The organism is Nonomuraea pusilla, assembly GCF_900109355.1.
GTDB lineage: Bacteria > Actinomycetota > Actinomycetes > Streptosporangiales > Streptosporangiaceae > Nonomuraea > Nonomuraea pusilla.
The window spans coordinates 355,136-370,931 of the sequence record NZ_FOBF01000004.1; the positions used below are offsets into that span (position 1 = coordinate 355,136).

Annotated in this window: 11 protein-coding genes; 3 read left to right on the forward strand and 8 right to left on the reverse strand. The window is 73.8% G+C overall.

Translation table 11 applies throughout. The features are described from left to right. Positions 1-16: 16 nt before the first annotated feature. Positions 17-2,680 (reverse strand): helix-turn-helix transcriptional regulator, encoded by a 2,664-nt coding sequence (locus tag BMX74_RS10645; RefSeq protein ID WP_091099930.1) that lies wholly within the window; start codon positions 2,678-2,680, stop codon positions 17-19. A 270-nt stretch (positions 2,681-2,950) separates the two neighbouring features. After that, positions 2,951-6,103 carry an isoleucine--tRNA ligase gene (gene ileS, locus BMX74_RS10650; RefSeq protein ID WP_055504036.1) on the reverse strand — a complete coding sequence of 1,051 codons (3,153 nt, stop codon included), beginning with the start codon at positions 6,101-6,103 and terminating at the stop codon, positions 2,951-2,953. A gap of 444 nt (positions 6,104-6,547) precedes the next feature. On the opposite strand from ileS, the gene BMX74_RS10655 reads away from it, so the two are divergent. Genes BMX74_RS10655 through BMX74_RS10665 form a run of 3 tightly spaced genes read left to right on the forward strand, consistent with a single transcriptional unit; the run spans position 6,548 to position 8,425 of the window. Beyond that, complete coding sequence (locus tag BMX74_RS10655) at positions 6,548-6,937, forward strand: TraR/DksA family transcriptional regulator (RefSeq protein ID WP_176573338.1); 390 nt, start codon at positions 6,548-6,550, stop codon at positions 6,935-6,937. Beyond that, positions 6,901-7,503, forward strand: coding sequence for a signal peptidase II (gene lspA / locus BMX74_RS10660; protein ID WP_420538122.1), 603 nt, complete (start codon positions 6,901-6,903; stop codon positions 7,501-7,503). The genes BMX74_RS10655 and lspA overlap by 37 nt, the downstream gene beginning before the upstream one ends. Continuing rightward, positions 7,496-8,425: an RluA family pseudouridine synthase gene (locus BMX74_RS10665; protein WP_055503065.1), complete on the forward strand. Its 930-nt coding sequence runs from the start codon at positions 7,496-7,498 to the stop codon at positions 8,423-8,425. The genes lspA and BMX74_RS10665 overlap by 8 nt, the downstream gene beginning before the upstream one ends. A 12-nt stretch (positions 8,426-8,437) precedes the next feature. Here BMX74_RS10665 and BMX74_RS44915 read toward each other — a convergent pair whose 3' ends face one another. The 6 genes from BMX74_RS44915 to BMX74_RS10695 are packed head-to-tail and all read right to left on the reverse strand — an operon-like array spanning position 8,438 to position 14,962. Further along, complete coding sequence (locus tag BMX74_RS44915) at positions 8,438-9,838, reverse strand: serine/threonine-protein kinase (protein ID WP_256256865.1); 1,401 nt, start codon at positions 9,836-9,838, stop codon at positions 8,438-8,440. A 28-nt stretch (positions 9,839-9,866) separates the two neighbouring features. Beyond that, the gene (locus BMX74_RS10675) at positions 9,867-10,178 is read right to left on the reverse strand and encodes an AzlD domain-containing protein (RefSeq protein WP_055503063.1); all 312 of its coding nucleotides are present in this window, start codon (positions 10,176-10,178) and stop codon (positions 9,867-9,869) included. Further along, positions 10,175-10,837 carry an AzlC family ABC transporter permease gene (locus BMX74_RS10680; RefSeq protein ID WP_055503062.1) on the reverse strand — a complete coding sequence of 221 codons (663 nt, stop codon included), beginning with the start codon at positions 10,835-10,837 and terminating at the stop codon, positions 10,175-10,177. Before BMX74_RS10680 ends, BMX74_RS10675 begins: the two co-directional genes overlap by 4 nt. Positions 10,838-10,846: 9 nt before the next feature. Beyond that, a complete protein-coding gene (locus tag BMX74_RS10685) occupies positions 10,847-11,692 on the reverse strand; it encodes an AraC family transcriptional regulator (RefSeq protein WP_256256866.1) in 846 nt (281 codons plus the stop codon). Beyond that, entirely contained in the window at positions 11,689-13,233 is a 1,545-nt protein-coding gene (locus BMX74_RS10690; RefSeq protein ID WP_091099932.1) for a serine/threonine-protein kinase, read from the reverse strand. The genes BMX74_RS10685 and BMX74_RS10690 overlap by 4 nt, the downstream gene beginning before the upstream one ends. A gap of 10 nt (positions 13,234-13,243) precedes the next feature. Continuing rightward, positions 13,244-14,962 (reverse strand): serine/threonine-protein kinase, encoded by a 1,719-nt coding sequence (locus BMX74_RS10695; protein WP_091099934.1) that lies wholly within the window; start codon positions 14,960-14,962, stop codon positions 13,244-13,246. Positions 14,963-15,796: the final 834 nt, after the last annotated feature.

A 15,796-nucleotide genomic window follows, 5' to 3' on the forward strand; every position in this document is an offset into this window, starting at 1 on the left:
TATCGGGCATGTTCCCCTATTCGAGGCTCAGGCGGGCCAGCTCCGTCCGGGTGGAGATGCCGAGCTTGGGGAAGGCGCGGTAGAGGTGGTGGCCGACGGTCTTGGGGCTGAGGAACAGCCGCGCGGCGATCTCCTTGTTCGTCGCGCCGGTCGCCGCGAGCCGTACCACCTGCAGCTCCTGCGGGGTGAGCTGGGCCACCGCGTCCGCCGCGGCGGGGGCGGAGCTCTCGCCGGCCGCGCGCAGTTCGGCGCGGGCGTGCTCGGCCCAGGGAACCGCGCCGAGCCGCTCGAACCGCTCCAGCGCCTCGCGCAGGTGCGTACGGGACTCGACCTTGTGCCGCTCTCGGCGCAGCCACTCCCCGTACAGCAGCTCGGTGCGAGCCCTCTCGAACGGCCGGGCCTCGCCCTGCAGCTCCAGCGCCCGCGCGTACAACGTGCCGTCGGCGGTGACCAGCGCGCGGCAGCGCAGCACGAGCCCGTCCTCCCAGGGCAGGCGGGCGGCGGTGGCCCACCGCTCCAGCCGGGCCAGCGGCTCGGCTGCGCGTTCCGGGCGGCCGAGCCGCACGGCCGCCTCCACCTGGTCGGCGGCGAAGTGCACGCCGGGTCCCACGTGCCGGATCGGGCCGCGGGCGGCCGTCTCCAGGCGGTCCAGCGCCGCCTCGTAGCGGCTGTGGCCGAGGTCGAGCAGCGCCAGCGCCCACTCGCACCACGCGGCCACGAGCGCGTTGTCGTGCGCGGGCAGACGCCGCAGGCTCTGCTCGGCGGGACGCGTGCCGGGCTCGTCGCCGCGGACGGCGGCCACGTACGCCAGCAGCGCCTCGGCGTGGGCCACGCGACTGGGCTGGCCGGTGTCCTCGGCGATGCGCAGTGCCTCGCCGGCCGACTGGATCGCGTCGCGGTGGCGGCCGAGGTTGATCTCGGCGGTCGCCAGCGTGCACAGTACCGCCGGCAGCCAGCCGACGGCTCCACTCGCGCGGCTCTCCTCAGCCAGGTCCGCCATGATGTCGCGGGTGTCGTCGTAGTCGCCGGTCAGGAGCGCCTGCAGGGCCACGTTGAGCCGCAGCCCCGGCGGTCCGTTCCTGCCCTGTACGACGTGCTCGCGCAGCAGCGCCACCCCGTCGGCGGCCTCGGTCGCGTCGCCGGAGTGCAGCTTCAGCGCCCCGCCGATGGAGTCGGCGAGCTTGCTCCTGGTCGGGTCCTGTGGCAGCGCTTCGAGCATCCGGTGGGCCTGTGCCACCCGTACGGGGTCGCCGGCCGACCAGGACGCCCGCGCCGCGTCCGCCAGCATCGACGCGGCGGCGTCCGGGTCGAGCGGCGCGACCTGGCCGGCCGCCGCGACCAGCACCTTGTGCACCGTGCGCAACGAGCCGTGCTCGGACTCCACCCGGGCGCGCACGGTCGAGACCCGCGCCAGCATCCGGGCGTCCTCGGTGAGCCGGAGCGCCTGACCGGCCAGGTGACGGGCGCGGTCGGGCAGCCCCGCGTCCACGGCGATCTCCGCGGCCAGCGCCAGCCGCCGCGCCCGCTCCGGCTCCTCGAAGGTGAGCCGGGCGGCTCGTTCCAGCGCCGCGACAGCCGTGGCATGTCCGGAACGCCGTCGGGCCCGCAAGGCGGCCGCCTCCAGGTCCGCCGCCACCTCCTCGTCCGGTCCCGTGGCCGCCGCCGCCCGGTGCCAGGCCGCCCGGTCGGGGTCGTCGGCGAGCGCGTCCGCCAGCGCGGCGTGCGCGGCCAGCCGGTCGGTGAACGGCGCACCCCGGTAAGCGGCCGTACGGATGAGCGGGTGGAGGAAGGAGACCTTCTGCTCCTCGACGGCGATCAGCCCCTCGACCTCGGCCGCCGCCAGCGCGTCGGCTGTCAGCCCGAGACCGGCCATGGCCCGCAGCGTGGCCGCCAGCGCGCCACTCTCTTCCGCTGCCGCCACGAGGAGGGCGTCACGGGTCGGCGCGGGCAGTTTGGCGATGCGCCGTCGGTAGGCGTCCTGCAGGCGGTGCGACAGCGGGAGGCGCCTCGGGTCGCCGTCGTCGGTCTTGGGCAGTTCGAGCAGGGCGAGCGGGTTGCCGTCGGCCTCGGTCAGCACCCGGTCGCGGACGTGGGCGGGCAGGCCGGGAGCGTGCTCGGCGAGCAGCGCCCGCGCGGCCATCGGGTCCAGCCGCTTGAGCGCCAGTTCGGGGACGCCCGCCAGGGCGGCCCCCTCTCGCGCCGCGAACAGCAGGAACACCTTCTCGGCCGCCAGCCGGCGGGCGGCGAACGCCAGCGCCTCGGCCGAGGGCCGGTCCAGCCACTGGGCGTCGTCCACCAGGCACAGCACAGGCCCGTCCGCGGCCAGCTCCGCCAGCAGCGACACGGTGGCAAGGCCGACCAGGAAGCGGTTGTCGCACCCCGGCGCGGCCAGCCCCAGCGCGGCCCGCAACGCCTCCGCCTGCGGGCCGGGAACGCCGGGCAGGTGCCCCATCGCACCGGACAGCAGGGACTGCAGCGCCGCGAACGGCAGCTCCGCCTCGCTCTCCACGCCCGTGCAGCCCAACACCCGGAACCGCTGGTTCGAGCTCGCCCACCGCAGCAGCGCCGACTTGCCGCCGCCCGGCTCGCCCAGGACCACGACGGCGCCGCCCCGGCCAGAGGCGGCCTCCGCCAGGAGCCGGCCGAGTGCCTGCTGCTCCCGCTCCCGCCCATGCAACATCAGGCACTCCTCGCACTCACCGGCCTGGTGATCTCAACGCCGGGCAGCATACGCGTCCCGGCGGCGGGAGTGAGTGCTGTCAAGGGGAAGGGGCAGCCGGCGGTCTTGCGCGTTACGGCAGCGGCGCGGCTCTGGGGCCTCCTCCCGTTCAGGCGACACCTCGAACGACCGTCTTTCACACCATGGCTGGGTGAGGCGTCCACGGCCGGGGCGGTTCGGGCATGGGGAAGCCCCGGCTCGGTTGAGCCGGGGCTTCCCCACGACACCGGGTCAGGGCTGGGTGCGGCGGAGCTGGAAGGTCAGGCCGAGGTCGTCGTCCGTGTGGGACGGCAGGTCGCCGGCCGCGCCTTCCGTGACGGTCGTGGCCAGCACCTCGTCGGCCACCGTCGCCGCGCCGGTGCGCAGCGCCTCGGCGAGCTCCGGTGCCGAGGCGGTCCACCACAGGTCGATGCGGTCGGTGATGGACAGGCCGGTGGACTTGCGGGCGTCCTGGACGAGGCGGATGACCTCGCGCAGCAGGCCGGCGCGGCGCAGCTCGTCGGTCAGCTCCAGGTCGAGCGCCACGGTCTCGCCGGTGCCGGTGTCGAACGCGCCCGTCTCGACCGCCCAGCCGGAGCGCGGCTGCTCGGTGACGATCACCTCGTCGGGACCGAGCGTGACCTCGCCCAGCTCGCCCGCGTCGAGCGCCACCGTCTGGCCGCCGCGCAGGGCGCGGGCGACCGTGGCGGCGTCGGCGGCGGTGAGCGCCGCCGCGACCGGCTTGGTCTGCGAGCCGAACCGCTTGCCCAGCGCGCGGAAGTTCGGCTTGACCGTGTACGACACCAGGTCGGCGCTGAAGCCGGACATGTCCTCCAGGCGCTGGACGTTCAGCTCGTCGGCCACCAGGTCACGCAGCTCGGACGGCAGCGACGGCCAGCCGTGCGCCCCGACCAGGGCCCGGCCGAGCGGCTGGCGGGTCTTGACGCCGGACGACGCCCGCGCGGAGCGCCCCAGCTCGACCAGGCGGCGTACCAGGGCCATCTGCTCCGACAGGGCCGGGTCGAGCAGGTCCTCGCGCACCGACGGCCAGGCGGTCAGGTGCACAGAGGGAGCGGCGTCGCGGCCGCGCAGGACGTCCCAGAGGTAGTCGGTGACGAACGGCGTGATGGGCGCCATGAGCCGCAGGACGGTCTCCAGGCACTCGTACAGGGTGGCGAACGCCTCGGGCGAGCCCTGCCAGAAGCGGCGGCGCGAGCGGCGCACGTACCAGTTGGACAGGTCGTCGAGGAAGTCGGCCAGCCGGCGTCCGGCCCGCTGGGTGTCGTACTCGTCGAGCGAGGCCGTGACCTCGGCGACGGTCCTGTGCAGCTCGGCCAGCACCCAGCGGTCGAGCAGCGGGCGCTCGGCCGCGGGCGGCGCGGACGCGAGCGCGGCGGGCGACCACGACTCGGCGTTGGCGTAGAGCGTGAAGAACGACGAGGTGTTCCAGAGCGTCAGCAGGACCTTGCGGACGATCTCCTCCAGGGCCGTGTGCCCCACCCGCCTGGCCGCCCAGGGCGAGCCGGAGCAGGCCATGAACCAGCGCAGCGCGTCGGCCCCGTGCTCGTCCATGAGCGGGATGGGCTCCAGGACGTTGCCCAGGTGCTTGCTCATCTTCCTGCCGTCCTCGGCGAGGATCAGGCCGAGGCAGAGCACATTCTCGTACGAGGAGCGGCCGAACACCAGCGTGCCGACGGCCATGAGCGAGTAGAACCAGCCGCGGGTCTGGTCGGTGGCCTCGCAGATGAACTGCGCCGGGTAGACGCCCTCGGGCTCGCCCCGCTCGCCCCACTGGGCGAACGGCATGGAGCCGGAGTCGTACCAGGCGTCGATGACGTCGGGGACGCGGCGGGCGAGTGCGCCGCAGGACGGGCAGTCGAAGGTGACGTCGTCGACGTACGGGCGGTGCGGGTCGAGCGCGGACACGTCCTGCCCGGCCAGCTCGCCCAGCTCGGCGAGGGAGCCGACGCAGGTGACGTGGGTCTCGTCCTCGGAGCACACCCACAGCGGCAGCGGCGTGCCCCAGTAGCGGGAGCGCGACAGCGACCAGTCGACGTTGTTGCGCAGCCACTCGCCGAAACGGCCCCACTTGATCGTCTCGGGGAACCAGTTGGTCTTGGCGTTCTCGGCCAGCATCTGGTCCTTGACGGCGGTGGTCCTGATGTACCAGGACGGGAGCGCGTAGTACAGCAGCGCCGTGTGGCAGCGCCAGCAGTGCGGGTAGGCGTGCTCGAAGTGGCCGCCGCGGTACAGCAGGCCGCGGGCGCGCAGGTCTTCGGTGAGCGCCTCGTCGGCGTCCTTGAAGAAGGTGCCGCCGACCATGGGCACGTCGTCGAGGAAGCGGCCGTCGGGCCCGATCGGGTTGACGACGGGCATGTCGTAGCGCTTGATGACGGCCAGGTCGTCGGCGCCGAACGCGGGAGCCTGGTGCACCAGGCCGGTGCCGTCCTCGACGGTGACGTAGTCGCCGAGCACCACGTAGTGGGCGCCGGGGATGTCGACCAGGTCGAACGGGCGGGAGTAGGTGGTGCGCTCCAGCTCGCGGCCGGTGTGGCGGGCCACCTCGACGGCGCCCTCGCCGAGCACCGACAGCAGCGGCTCCGCCACCACCAGCACCTCGCCGTCGGCGGTGCGCGCGGCCACGTACGTGACGTCGGGGTGCACGGCCACGGCGGTGTTGGACACGAGGGTCCAGGGGGTGGTCGTCCAGATGAGCAGGGACGCGCCCAGCTCGGCCAGCGGCCCGGACGTGACCGGCATGCGGACGTACACGGACGGGCTGGAGACGTTCTCGTACCCGCCGGGCTGGCCCAGCTCGTGGTCGGACAGGCCGGTGCCGCAGCGCGGGCAGTACGGCGTGATGCGGAAGTCGCGGAACAGCAGGCCCTTGTCGAAGACGACCTTCAGCGACCACCAGACCGACTCGACGTACGACGGGTCCATCGTCCGGTACGCCTGGGACAGGTCGATCCAGTAGCCCATGCGCTCGGTCATCTGCTCGAAGGCGTCGACGTGGCGCAGCACGGACTCGCGGCACTTGGCGTTGAACTCGGCGATGCCGTACGCCTCGATGTCGCGCTTGCCGCTGAGGCCGAGCTCCTTCTCGATGCCGACCTCGACGGGCAGGCCGTGGCAGTCCCAGCCGGCCTTGCGCGGGACGCTGTAGCCGCGCATGGACTTGTAGCGCGGGAAGAGGTCCTTGAAGACGCGCGCCTCGACGTGGTGGACGCCGGGCAGGCCGTTGGCGGTGGGCGGGCCCTCGTAGAACACCCACGCGGGGTTGCCCGCGTTCTGCTCGACGGAGCGCTCGAAGATCTTCCCGTCCCGCCACCGGTCGAGGACCTCGCGCTCGAGCGCGGGCAGGTCGACCTGCGCGGGAAGAGAGCGGAACGTTGGGGAAGACATGTCGGGCGGGACCTCCACGCGTGTTCAACCGACGGGCTGACGCGAAGGGACGAAGCCGTGCGGCTCCGCGGTACCACCCTTCTTGGCCTCGACGGGCGAGGCCCTCTTCGTTCGGTCTGCTGCCGGTTCTAGTGAGCTCGGATGAGCCGTTCTTCCGGCGGCTCCGGGGTGATATCCCTCACAGTCGGGGCCCCATCAACGCCTTGCAGGTTCAAACCATAACGCAGAGCGCGGCCGAAGGCTTCCACGTTTCCTCCCGGCGGGAGGTCATGGCCCCCGCCCGGACACAAAGATGTGGGAATGGTGGGCGATCCCGAGGAGTTGAATGCGCGGGGCGGGATAGTACGGGGGAGGTAAACCGTCCGGCGGGTCGTTTGCCGTTCCGTTATCGGGATCCTAAGCTGCCCGCACCATTCACCGGCCTTGATCAGCATGGAGGCAGCCATGGCGGCAGTCACGCAGACCGCTACACCGTCGATGTGGTCGGAAGAGGAGCTGGCCGAGGTACGCGGGAAGCTGCAGAGCGAGATCGACGAGCTCAACGCGGACATCCTCCGCCACGAGACGGAGATAGCCTCTGGAGACGTCACCCAGGGGGCCGGCGACGACCAGGCGGACGCCGGAGCCAAGACGTACGAGCGCGAACGCGAGATCGCCCTTACCCTGAATGCGCGCGATCTGGTCGCGCAGAACGAACGTGCGATCGCCAGGATCGACGCAGGGACCTATGGAGTGTGCGAATCGTGCCACAAGCCGATCGGCAAGGAACGTCTCCAGGCGTTCCCGAGGGCGACGCTGTGCGTGGCCTGCAAGCAGAAGGAGGAGCGCAGGTAGCGGCGCGCGGTCGTCTCGTCGCGATCCTCGTGGCGCTGGCGGTCGTCGTCTACGCCGCCGACGCCGTCTCCAAGACGGTGGTGCTGCGCACGCTCGAGGGGAAGGCGCCGCTGGTCGTGATCCCGGACGTGCTGCAGTTCCGGGTGATCTTCAATTCCGGTGCCGCGTTCAGCATCGGCACCGGAATGACCTTCGTCTTCACGCTGATCGCGGCGGGCGTCGTCGTGGCCATCGTTCGCACCGCGCGCAAGCTGCGCAGCCTGCCGTGGGCGCTGACGCTCGGCCTGCTCCTCGGCGGGGCGCTCGGCAACCTCACCGACAGGCTGCTGCGCTACCCGTCGGGCTTCGGGCGCCCCACCCAGCTGCAGGGGCACGTCGTCGACTTCATCGAGGTGCTGCCCGGCCACTTCCCCGTCATCGACTACTTCCCGGTGTTCAACGTCGCCGACTCGGCGATCGTCTGCGGCGGCATCCTGGCGGTGCTGCTGGCCTGGCGGAACGTGCAGATCGACGGCACGCGCGACACCGGCGAGGACTCTCGTGAAGGGGGGGACAAGGGTGAGTGAGCAGCGCAGTCTCCCGGTGCCCGACGGGCTGGAGGGCGAGCGGCTCGACGCCGCGCTGTCGCGCCTGTTCGGGTTCTCGCGCACGCGCGCGGCCGAGCTGATCGGCGCCGGCGAGGTGCTGGTCGACGGCAGGCAGCCGGCGAAGTCCGACCGGGTGCACGCGGGCGCGTGGCTGGACGTCACGCTGCCGCCCCCCGTCAGCACGCCCATGCCGGTGGCCGAGCCGGTGCCGGGCATGACGATCGTCTACGAGGACGACGACATCGTGGTCGTCAACAAGCCGATCGGCGTCGCCGCGCACCCGACCGTCGGCTGGACCGGCCCCACCGTCATCGGCGGCCTGCTCGGCGCCGGCCACACGATCGCCACCAGCGGCGCGGCCGAGCGGCAGGGCATCGTGCACCGGCTCGACGCCAACACCACGGGCGCGATGGTGGTGGCCAAGAGCGAGCACGCGTACTCGTGGCTGAAGCGCGCCTTCAAGGAACGCACGGTCGACAAGCGCTACCACGCGCTGGTGCAGGGGCACCCCGACCCGTTCAGGGGCACGGTCGACGCCCCCATCGACAGGCACCCGTCGGGCGACGGCAGGTTCGCCGTGGTCGCGGGCGGCAAGCCGTCGGTCACCCACTACGACACGATCGAGGCGTTCAGGGCGGCGTCGCTGCTCGACATCAAGCTGGAGACGGGCCGTACGCACCAGATCCGGGTGCACATGTCGGCGCTGCGGCATCCGTGCGTGGGCGACATGCTCTACGGCGCCGACCCGACGCTGGCGGCGCGGCTGGGAGTCACGCGGCAGTGGCTGCACGCGGTGTCGCTCGGCTTCGAGCACCCCTCGACCGGGGAGTGGATGTCGTTCAGCACCGACTACCCGCAGGACCTGCAGAAGGCGCTCGACATCGTGCGCGCCGAGTCCTGATCGACGGCCTGGTCAGCCTTTCCGCCCGTTCTCGCCGGCCTTGCCGGGCTTGACGGCGTCCTTGGCGTTCTTGGGCGCCTCGTCCCTCCCGTCGCCCCGCTCGCCTTCGCCGTCCTGCTCGCCGCCTGACGGCTCGACCTCTCCCGGCTCCTGCGAGGGGACGTCGTCCCGCTGCCTCGATCGGGTGGGGGTGGGGTCGGCGGACCTGGACGGGCCGCGGGAGGCGCGGGTGCGGGCGGGCGTGGGGTCGCCGCGGCGGCCCGGACCCGGCACGAGCTCGCGTACCGGTGGGGCGGTGTCCTGGCGGCCCCCCTCGGCGGCCGGGGTGCGGCCCCGCGTGGCGGAGGGCGTGGCGGTGGCACTCGGGGTGCTGGTCACGACCACCGTGGTGGGCACGGACGACGGGGTGAGGCGGGCGGCGTCTGGCGGGCGGCTCGACCACCAGGCGGCGCCGCCGGTGACGACGGCCACGAGCAGCGTCCCCCCGGCGGCCGCGGCGAGCGGCAGCCGGCGCCGCCCCGGCCGCACGGGCGCCTGCACCGGTGCCGGGCCGTCCCGCTCCTGCGGCGACGCGAACTCGGCGACGGGCACCGGGCCGGTCGGCTCGACCACGTCGCCGTCCAGGATCGCGGCCAGGCGCCCCTCGGCCTCCTCCAGCGACATGCGGTCCGCGGGGTTCTTGCGCAGCAGGCCCAGCAGCACCGGCGCGAGCATCCCGGCGCGGCACAGCGGGTCGGGCTCGGCGTGCAGGACGGCACCCAGCGTGGCCAGCGCGTTGTCGCGGTGGAAGGGGGAGTGCCCCTCGACGGCGGTGTAGAGGGTGACGCCCAGCGACCACAGGTCGGAGGCGGGGGCGGCGCGGCCCCCCGCCGCCCGTTCCGGCGCCATGAACGCGGGGGTGCCGACGAGGACGCCGGTCCTGGTGACCGGCGCCTCGTCCTCGGTGGTGGCGATGCCGAAGTCCGTCAGCACCGCCCTGCCGTCGTCGGCGAGCAGCACGTTGTCGGGTTTGACGTCGCGGTGCAGGACGCCCGCCGCGTGCGCGGCGCGCAGCGCCTCCAGCAGTTGCAGCCCGATCGCGGCGACCTGCCGCGGCGGCAACGGCCCCTCCTGGCGGATCAGCTCGCCCAGCGTCCGCGAGGGGACGAGCTGCATGACGATCCACGGGTGCCCGCGCTCCTCCAGCACGTCGTAGACGGCGGCCACGCCGGGGTGCGCGACCCGTCCCGCGGCCCTGGCCTCGCGCAGGGTCCGCAGGGCGAACCCGTCACGCTCGGGCCCGCTCAGGTCGGGCGGCGGCAGCACCTCCTTCACGGCCACGTCCCGGCCCAGCACCTCGTCGTGCGCCTGCCACACGGTGCCCATGCCGCCCTGGCCGATGGTCCTGATGAGCCGGTAACGTCCGCCAATCACTCCCGCAGAATCGGACATGCATCGCGGACTACCCGAGAAGGACCCTGACAAGCGCGGTGACGACCGCCGCGGACGCCAGGACCGCGAGGAACGGCGCGCGCAGCAGCAGCGCCACCACGGCCGCCGCCAGGCCGGCCGTCCTGGGCGCGTCGAAGGCGAGCGCGCCGCGCTCGCTGAACATCTGGACGGCGATCAGCGCCGCCAGCAGCGCCACCGGCACCAGCTCGGCGAACCTGCGCACCGCCGGGTGGTCGAGCACCCGCTGCGGCGCCGACAGCCCGGCCAGCTTGAGCGCGTAACAGCCGGCGCAGACGGCGGCGACCGCCCACCACACCGTCATCGGATCACCACCAGCAGCACGGCCACGGCCGACAGCAGCACGGGGACGCCGGGCGGGAAGAACGGCGTGGCGGCCAGCGCGACCGCGGCCGCGGCGGCGGCCAGCGTCCGCAGCCGGGCGCTGGCCGCCAGACGCGGCCACAGGATGGCCAGGAACGTGGCGGGGCCCACCACGTCGAGGCCGAGCACGCCGGGGTCGCCGAGGAAGGACGTGCCGACGGCGCCCGCCAGCGTGGTGAGGTTCCAGGTGACGTACAGGCTGGCGAACGTGACGGTGAAGGCGGTGCGGGCGGCCTGCTCGGTCGGCTGGGCCAGGGTGACGGCGGTCGTCTCGTCGATCACGCCCTGGGCGTACAGCAGGCGGCGGGGGCCGCGCGGCCGGAGCAGGCCGGCCAGGCGCAGGCCGTACAGCGTGTTGCGGCCGCCGAGCAGCAGCGCGCCCGCGGCGGCGGCCACCAGGTCGCCGCCCGCGCCGACCGCTCCCGCCAGGGCGAACTGTGAGGCGCCGGTGAACGTCAGCAGGCTCAGCACGCACGCCTGCGCCACGTCCAGGCCCGCCGTGACGGCCGCCGCGCCGAACGCCACGCCGGACAGCCCTACCGCCACCCCCACTCCCAGGCCGTCCCGTACGGCGGCGGAACGGTGAGTCGTCTGTTCCATGCTCGGAGGCTAGAGGCCGAGGGAGTCGCCGGTCTTGTACGTTCCTGCGGCCCGCTGGTACGCCGCGGGCGGCACCCCCACCACCCGCTTGAAGTGCCGGGTGAGGTGCGCCTGGTCGGTGAAGCCCACCTCGGCCGCCACCAGCGCGGGACGCACCCCCGCCCGCAGCAGCCGCCGCGCCCGGCCGACCCGCACCGAGACCAGGTAGGCGTGCGGGGGCAGCCCCGTCGCCGCCTTGAACGCCCGCAGCAGCGAGAACGGGCTCACCCCCACCCGCGCCGCCAGCTCGTCCAGCGGCGGCGGATCGACCAGGTTCTCGTGCAGCAGGGCCACCGCCTGGCGCACCGCCCGGCCGCCGGCCGCGCCCTGCCGGTGCGCCGCGCCGCCCGGCCGGGCGTGGCGGGTCAGCAGCCCGGCGAACAGCTCCCTCGTCAGCGTGGACGCCGCCAGCGCGTCGCCCCGCTCGGCCGCCTGGTGCGCCCGGGAGATCAGCGCCGCCACGGCCCGGTCGGTCACCACCTGCTCGGGGAAGGACGGGGTGGCCCGCGGCAGGCCCAGCTCGGCCGCGACCTCCGAGAGCGTCGCCACCGACGGGTACAGCATGCGGTACGCCCACCCGTCGGGCGTGCCCGCGTGACCGGTGTGCATCGTCTCGGGGTTGACCAGCACGACCTCGCCCGCGCCTGCCCGCAGCAGGGTGCCGCGGTGGTCGAACTCCTCGACCCCGCCCACGATCACGCCGATCGCGTAGCCCTCGTGGGCGTGCCGGGAGAAACGGTGCGTGACGTACCTGGCCTTGAGCAGGTCGACGTCCGGCACCGCCGGGTGCCGCCAGAAACGCGCCTGCTCTCTCACAACGGCCTGAAGGTCCTCGCGAACGACTCGAAGTAGTGCTTGTCCTGGTCCCAGCGCGCGTCGAGGGTCTCCCAGTACAGCGCGTAGGGGCGGCCGTCGGCGGTGTGGAAGCCGCGGTTGACGACGTGGATCAGCCGCCCCGCGGGCGTCCTCCTGGTGAACTCCCAGTCGGCGGCCCGCATGCCACGATACCCGGTGGACCGGATGCCGAGCCGGGTGTAGCCGCTGAACTCGCCCTTGGCCTTGATCTCCCTCTCCAGGCCGAGCCAGTGCTGCAGGGGGTCGTCCCACGGGATGTCGGGCACCGTCCACTCGACCATCAGCCTGCCGGGCGTGCCGGGGCCCTTGAACGAGATGCTGTCCCTGTCGGCGGTCTTCTCGGCCACCCACCCGCCGGGCAGGCCGACGGTGAAGCGGCCCGCCGCGCTGGTGAACGACCGCCACCCGGCCGGCAGCGCCTGCCCGGTCTGGGAGGTGCGGGTGGGGGACGCGCTCGCGGTGGGGGACGCCGCCCCGGTCGCGGTCGCGGTGGGGGCGCCGCCGTGGGACGAGGCCGGAGGGTTCGCGCCGGTGGCGCCCGGGCCGTCACCGCCCGCGTCGCCGAGGCTGGGGGCCAGCAGCACGCCGCCCGTGACCAGCGCGGCCGCCGCGGCGAGCGCCAGCGGCACGGCCACCCACCGGGCGCGTGACCTCCCGCCCGGACGGGGCTGCGGGGGCACGGGAACCGTGCTGTGCTGCCCGCTCGCGGCCAGGTGGAGCAGGTGGGCGGCCTCGTCGGCCGGCATCCGGGCGGCCGGGTCCCTGCGCAGCAGGCCCATGATCACCGGCTGCAGGGCGCCCGCGCGCACCGGCGGCTCCGGCTCGTCGCGCAGCACCGCCGCCACCGTGGCCGCCCACGAGTCGCGGCTGAACGGCGCGCGGCCCTCCACGGCCGCGTACAGGGTGGCGCCGAGCGCCCACAGGTCGGACTCCGGCCTGGCCGGCTCGCCGTTCAGCCGTTCTGGCGGCATGTACGCGGGCGTGCCCACCAGCCCGCCCGTGGCGGTCAGCCCCGCCTCGGCCTCCAGCGAGGCGATGCCGAAGTCGGTGAGCACGACCCGGCCGTCGTCGGCCAGCAGGACGTTCTCCGGCTTGACGTCGCGGTGCAGCACCCCGGTGGCGTGCGCGGCGCGCAGCGCGTCGAGCACCCTGGCGCCGATCGCCGCGGCCTGCGCGACGGGCAGCGGCCCGCGTTCGCGGATCACCTGCGCCAGCGAGCGGGAGCGGACGAGCTGCATGACGATCCAGGGGCGGCCGTCCTCCTCGACCACGTCGTGGATGACGACCACCGACGGGTGGTCGAGCCGGCCCGCGGCCCTGGCCTCCCTGATCGTGCGGCCGTTCAGCTCGGCCCGCTTGGCCTCGCCGACGCCGGTGTAGCGGACCTCCTTGATCGCCACCGTGCGGTCGAGCAGCTCGTCGTAGGCACGCCAGACCACGCCCATGCCGCCCTCGCCGATGGGCTCGAGGAGGCGGTACCGGTTGCTGACCTGCCGTTCCACTGGGGGAAGCCTACTTCGAGCTCTTGAAGGTCGCGCAGAACGTCTCGAAGAAGTGGTAGTCCTTCTTCCACCTGCTGTTGAGGTTGTGCCAGTAGATCGCGTAGCCCCGGCCGCCCTCGGTCAGGAAGCCCCGGTTGCGCACGCGCGTCTCGCCGGTGTTGGTGTTCCAGATGAAGTCCCAGTCGGCGGCGGCCTTCTGGAAGTCCACCTTGTGAATGCCGAGCAGGCGGTACCCGCCGAACCGGTACTTCGACGACTTCTCCTGCTTCTTCCAGTCCTTGTACGGGTCCTTGCCCGGGTTCTCCGCCCGCTCGATCATGAGGAACGCGTTCGAGGCGGCCCCCGGGCCCTTGAAGACGACCTGGTTGCCCTGCCGGGTGTACTCGCGCCACTCCGGCGGCAGCCCGATCGAGAACCCGAGCTTCTTGTCCTTGACCGTCTTCCACCCCTTGGGCAGGGCGTCGGCCGTGTCGTCCGGCGACGGCGAGGACGACGGCGACCCCGACGGCGACCCGGAACCGGACGGCGACGCGGCGGGCGTGGACGCGGGCGGCGGGGTGGCGGTCACCGTGACCTCGACCGTCCCCCCGGCCGTCTTCCCGGCCCGCGTGCCGGGCACCGAGCGCAGGCCGAGGTAGCCGCCCACGCCGGCCACGAGCACGACGGCCACGGCGGCGGCGACGATCGGCCCCGTCCTGCGCCGCTCGGGCATGCCGGCGGTGTCGGAGGTGACCTGGGCCTTCTGCTCCCTGGTGGGGACGGGGGTGGGGTTGGGGGTGAGCCTGGCGCCGGTCTCGGGCAGGGGCGCGGGGGCCTGCGCCGGGACGAGGCCGGGGTCGGTCGGCATGTCGTCGTCGGCGGGCGGCGCGCCCAGCCGCACGGCGGGCGCGGCGGCCGGCGCCGGCGTGGACTCGGCGATGGCCCTGCGCAGCAGGGTCTCGGTCTCCTCGTACGTCAGGCGCTGCACCGGCTCCTTCACCAGCAGGCCCTTGATGACGTCGGCCAGCGGGCCGGCGTGCGGCGCCGGGTCGGGCTCGTCGGTCAGCACCGCGTGCATGGTCGCCAGCGCCATGCCGCGCTCGTGCGGGGAGCGGCCCTCGACCGCGGTGTACAGGGTGGCGCCCAGCGACCACAGGTCGGACTCGCGCCGCGCGGGCAGCCCCTTGAGCCGCTCGGGCGCGATGAACGCCGGGGTGCCCGCCAGGCCGGTGACGGTGAGCTGCGTCTCCGTCTCCAGCGTGGCGATGCCGAAGTCGGTGAGCACGACCCGGCCGTCGTCGGCGAGCAGGACGTTCTCCGGCTTGACGTCGCGGTGCATCACACCCGCCTCGTGCGCCCGGTGCAGCGCGTCGAGCACGGCCAGGCCGATCTCGGCGACCCGCTTGGGCGGCAGCGGGCCGTCCTGCTTGATCACGGCGCCGAGTGAACGGGACTGCACGAGCTGCATGACGATCCAGGGCCGGCCGTCCTCCTCGATCACGTCGTGCACGACGATCACGTTGGGATGCTCGAACCTGGCCGCCGCCCGCGCCTCGCGCATCGTGCGCCTGTTCAGCAGCTGCACCTCGTCACCCAGCGCGGCGGCGTACCTGACCTCCTTGACCGCCACCGTGCGGTCGAGCAGTTCGTCGTGGGCCCGCCAGACGATGCCCATGCCGCCCTTGCCGATCGGTTCCAGCAGCTCGTAGCGGCCGGCGATGCGGCGTCCGTCCCGCTTGCGATCCGACATCAACGGCCTCAAACCCCTCCTCTAGGCCAAGAAATACTCCCATAGCGAAGGATCAACGGCGACTCGCCGGAAGGACAGTCCGTCATGTGAGAAGGGGCGTCCAGCAGGTGGAGAGGCGGGTGTACAGTTTCATCATGACCTGTCGCTACGCGTTTACCGAGCCGGCTCCGGGAGGGCCGGTCGTACGGTAGCGACCACCTGGAGTCGGCACGAGGCAGAGACACCCGTCTCTGCCTTTTTGGTTTTCTCGCCGGCTCCAGGAAGGGCCGGCCCGGACGGGGAGCCGAGATGTCATCGACCTTGGAACGACATGTGGTGACGGTGGGCGGCCTGCGCGTGGGCGCGGGCCCCGTGGTGGTGATCGGTGAGCGGGTGAGCCTGCGCGACCACCACGGGCAGGCCGACGCGTCGGAGATCCTGCGCGAGGGGGTGCTGCTGGCCGAGCCGCACTCGGCCGCCGACCTGCCCGCGATCGCGGCGCACGCCGCCGCGGTCGTCGTGGGCGCGTCGTGGACGCGCGACATCCCGCTGGTGCGGGCGGCGGCCGGGCTGGGGCTGCCGGTCGTCGTGGAGCGGCGCCCCTCCGCCTCCGTCGAGGAGTGGGTGGGGCTCGCCGACTACTGCGCGGCCGAGAACGGCGGGCAGGTGATCCTGTGCGAGGGCGGGCGGCCGGACCTCGGGCTGATGCGGGCCGCCCGCGCCGCGTCGGGGCGTCCGGTGCTCGCCGACGTCACCGGGCACGCCGGCCTGGCCGCCGCGGCTGTCGCGGCGGGCGCCGACGGCCTGATCGTGTCCGGACCGTCCGGCGACGCCGGCGCCGAGCAGGAGCACGCG

Coding starts and splice junctions, on each gene's coding strand:
- BMX74_RS10645 (WP_091099930.1), bottom strand. CDS start 2,680: ATGTTGCATGGGCGGGAGCGGGAGCAGCAGGCACTCGGCCGGCTCCTG.
- ileS (WP_055504036.1), bottom strand. CDS start 6,103: ATGTCTTCCCCAACGTTCCGCTCTCTTCCCGCGCAGGTCGACCTGCCC.
- BMX74_RS10655 (WP_176573338.1), top strand. CDS start 6,548: ATGGCGGCAGTCACGCAGACCGCTACACCGTCGATGTGGTCGGAAGAG.
- BMX74_RS10675 (WP_055503063.1), bottom strand. CDS start 10,178: ATGACGGTGTGGTGGGCGGTCGCCGCCGTCTGCGCCGGCTGTTACGCG.
- BMX74_RS10680 (WP_055503062.1), bottom strand. CDS start 10,837: ATGGAACAGACGACTCACCGTTCCGCCGCCGTACGGGACGGCCTGGGA.
- BMX74_RS10695 (WP_091099934.1), bottom strand. CDS start 14,962: ATGTCGGATCGCAAGCGGGACGGACGCCGCATCGCCGGCCGCTACGAG.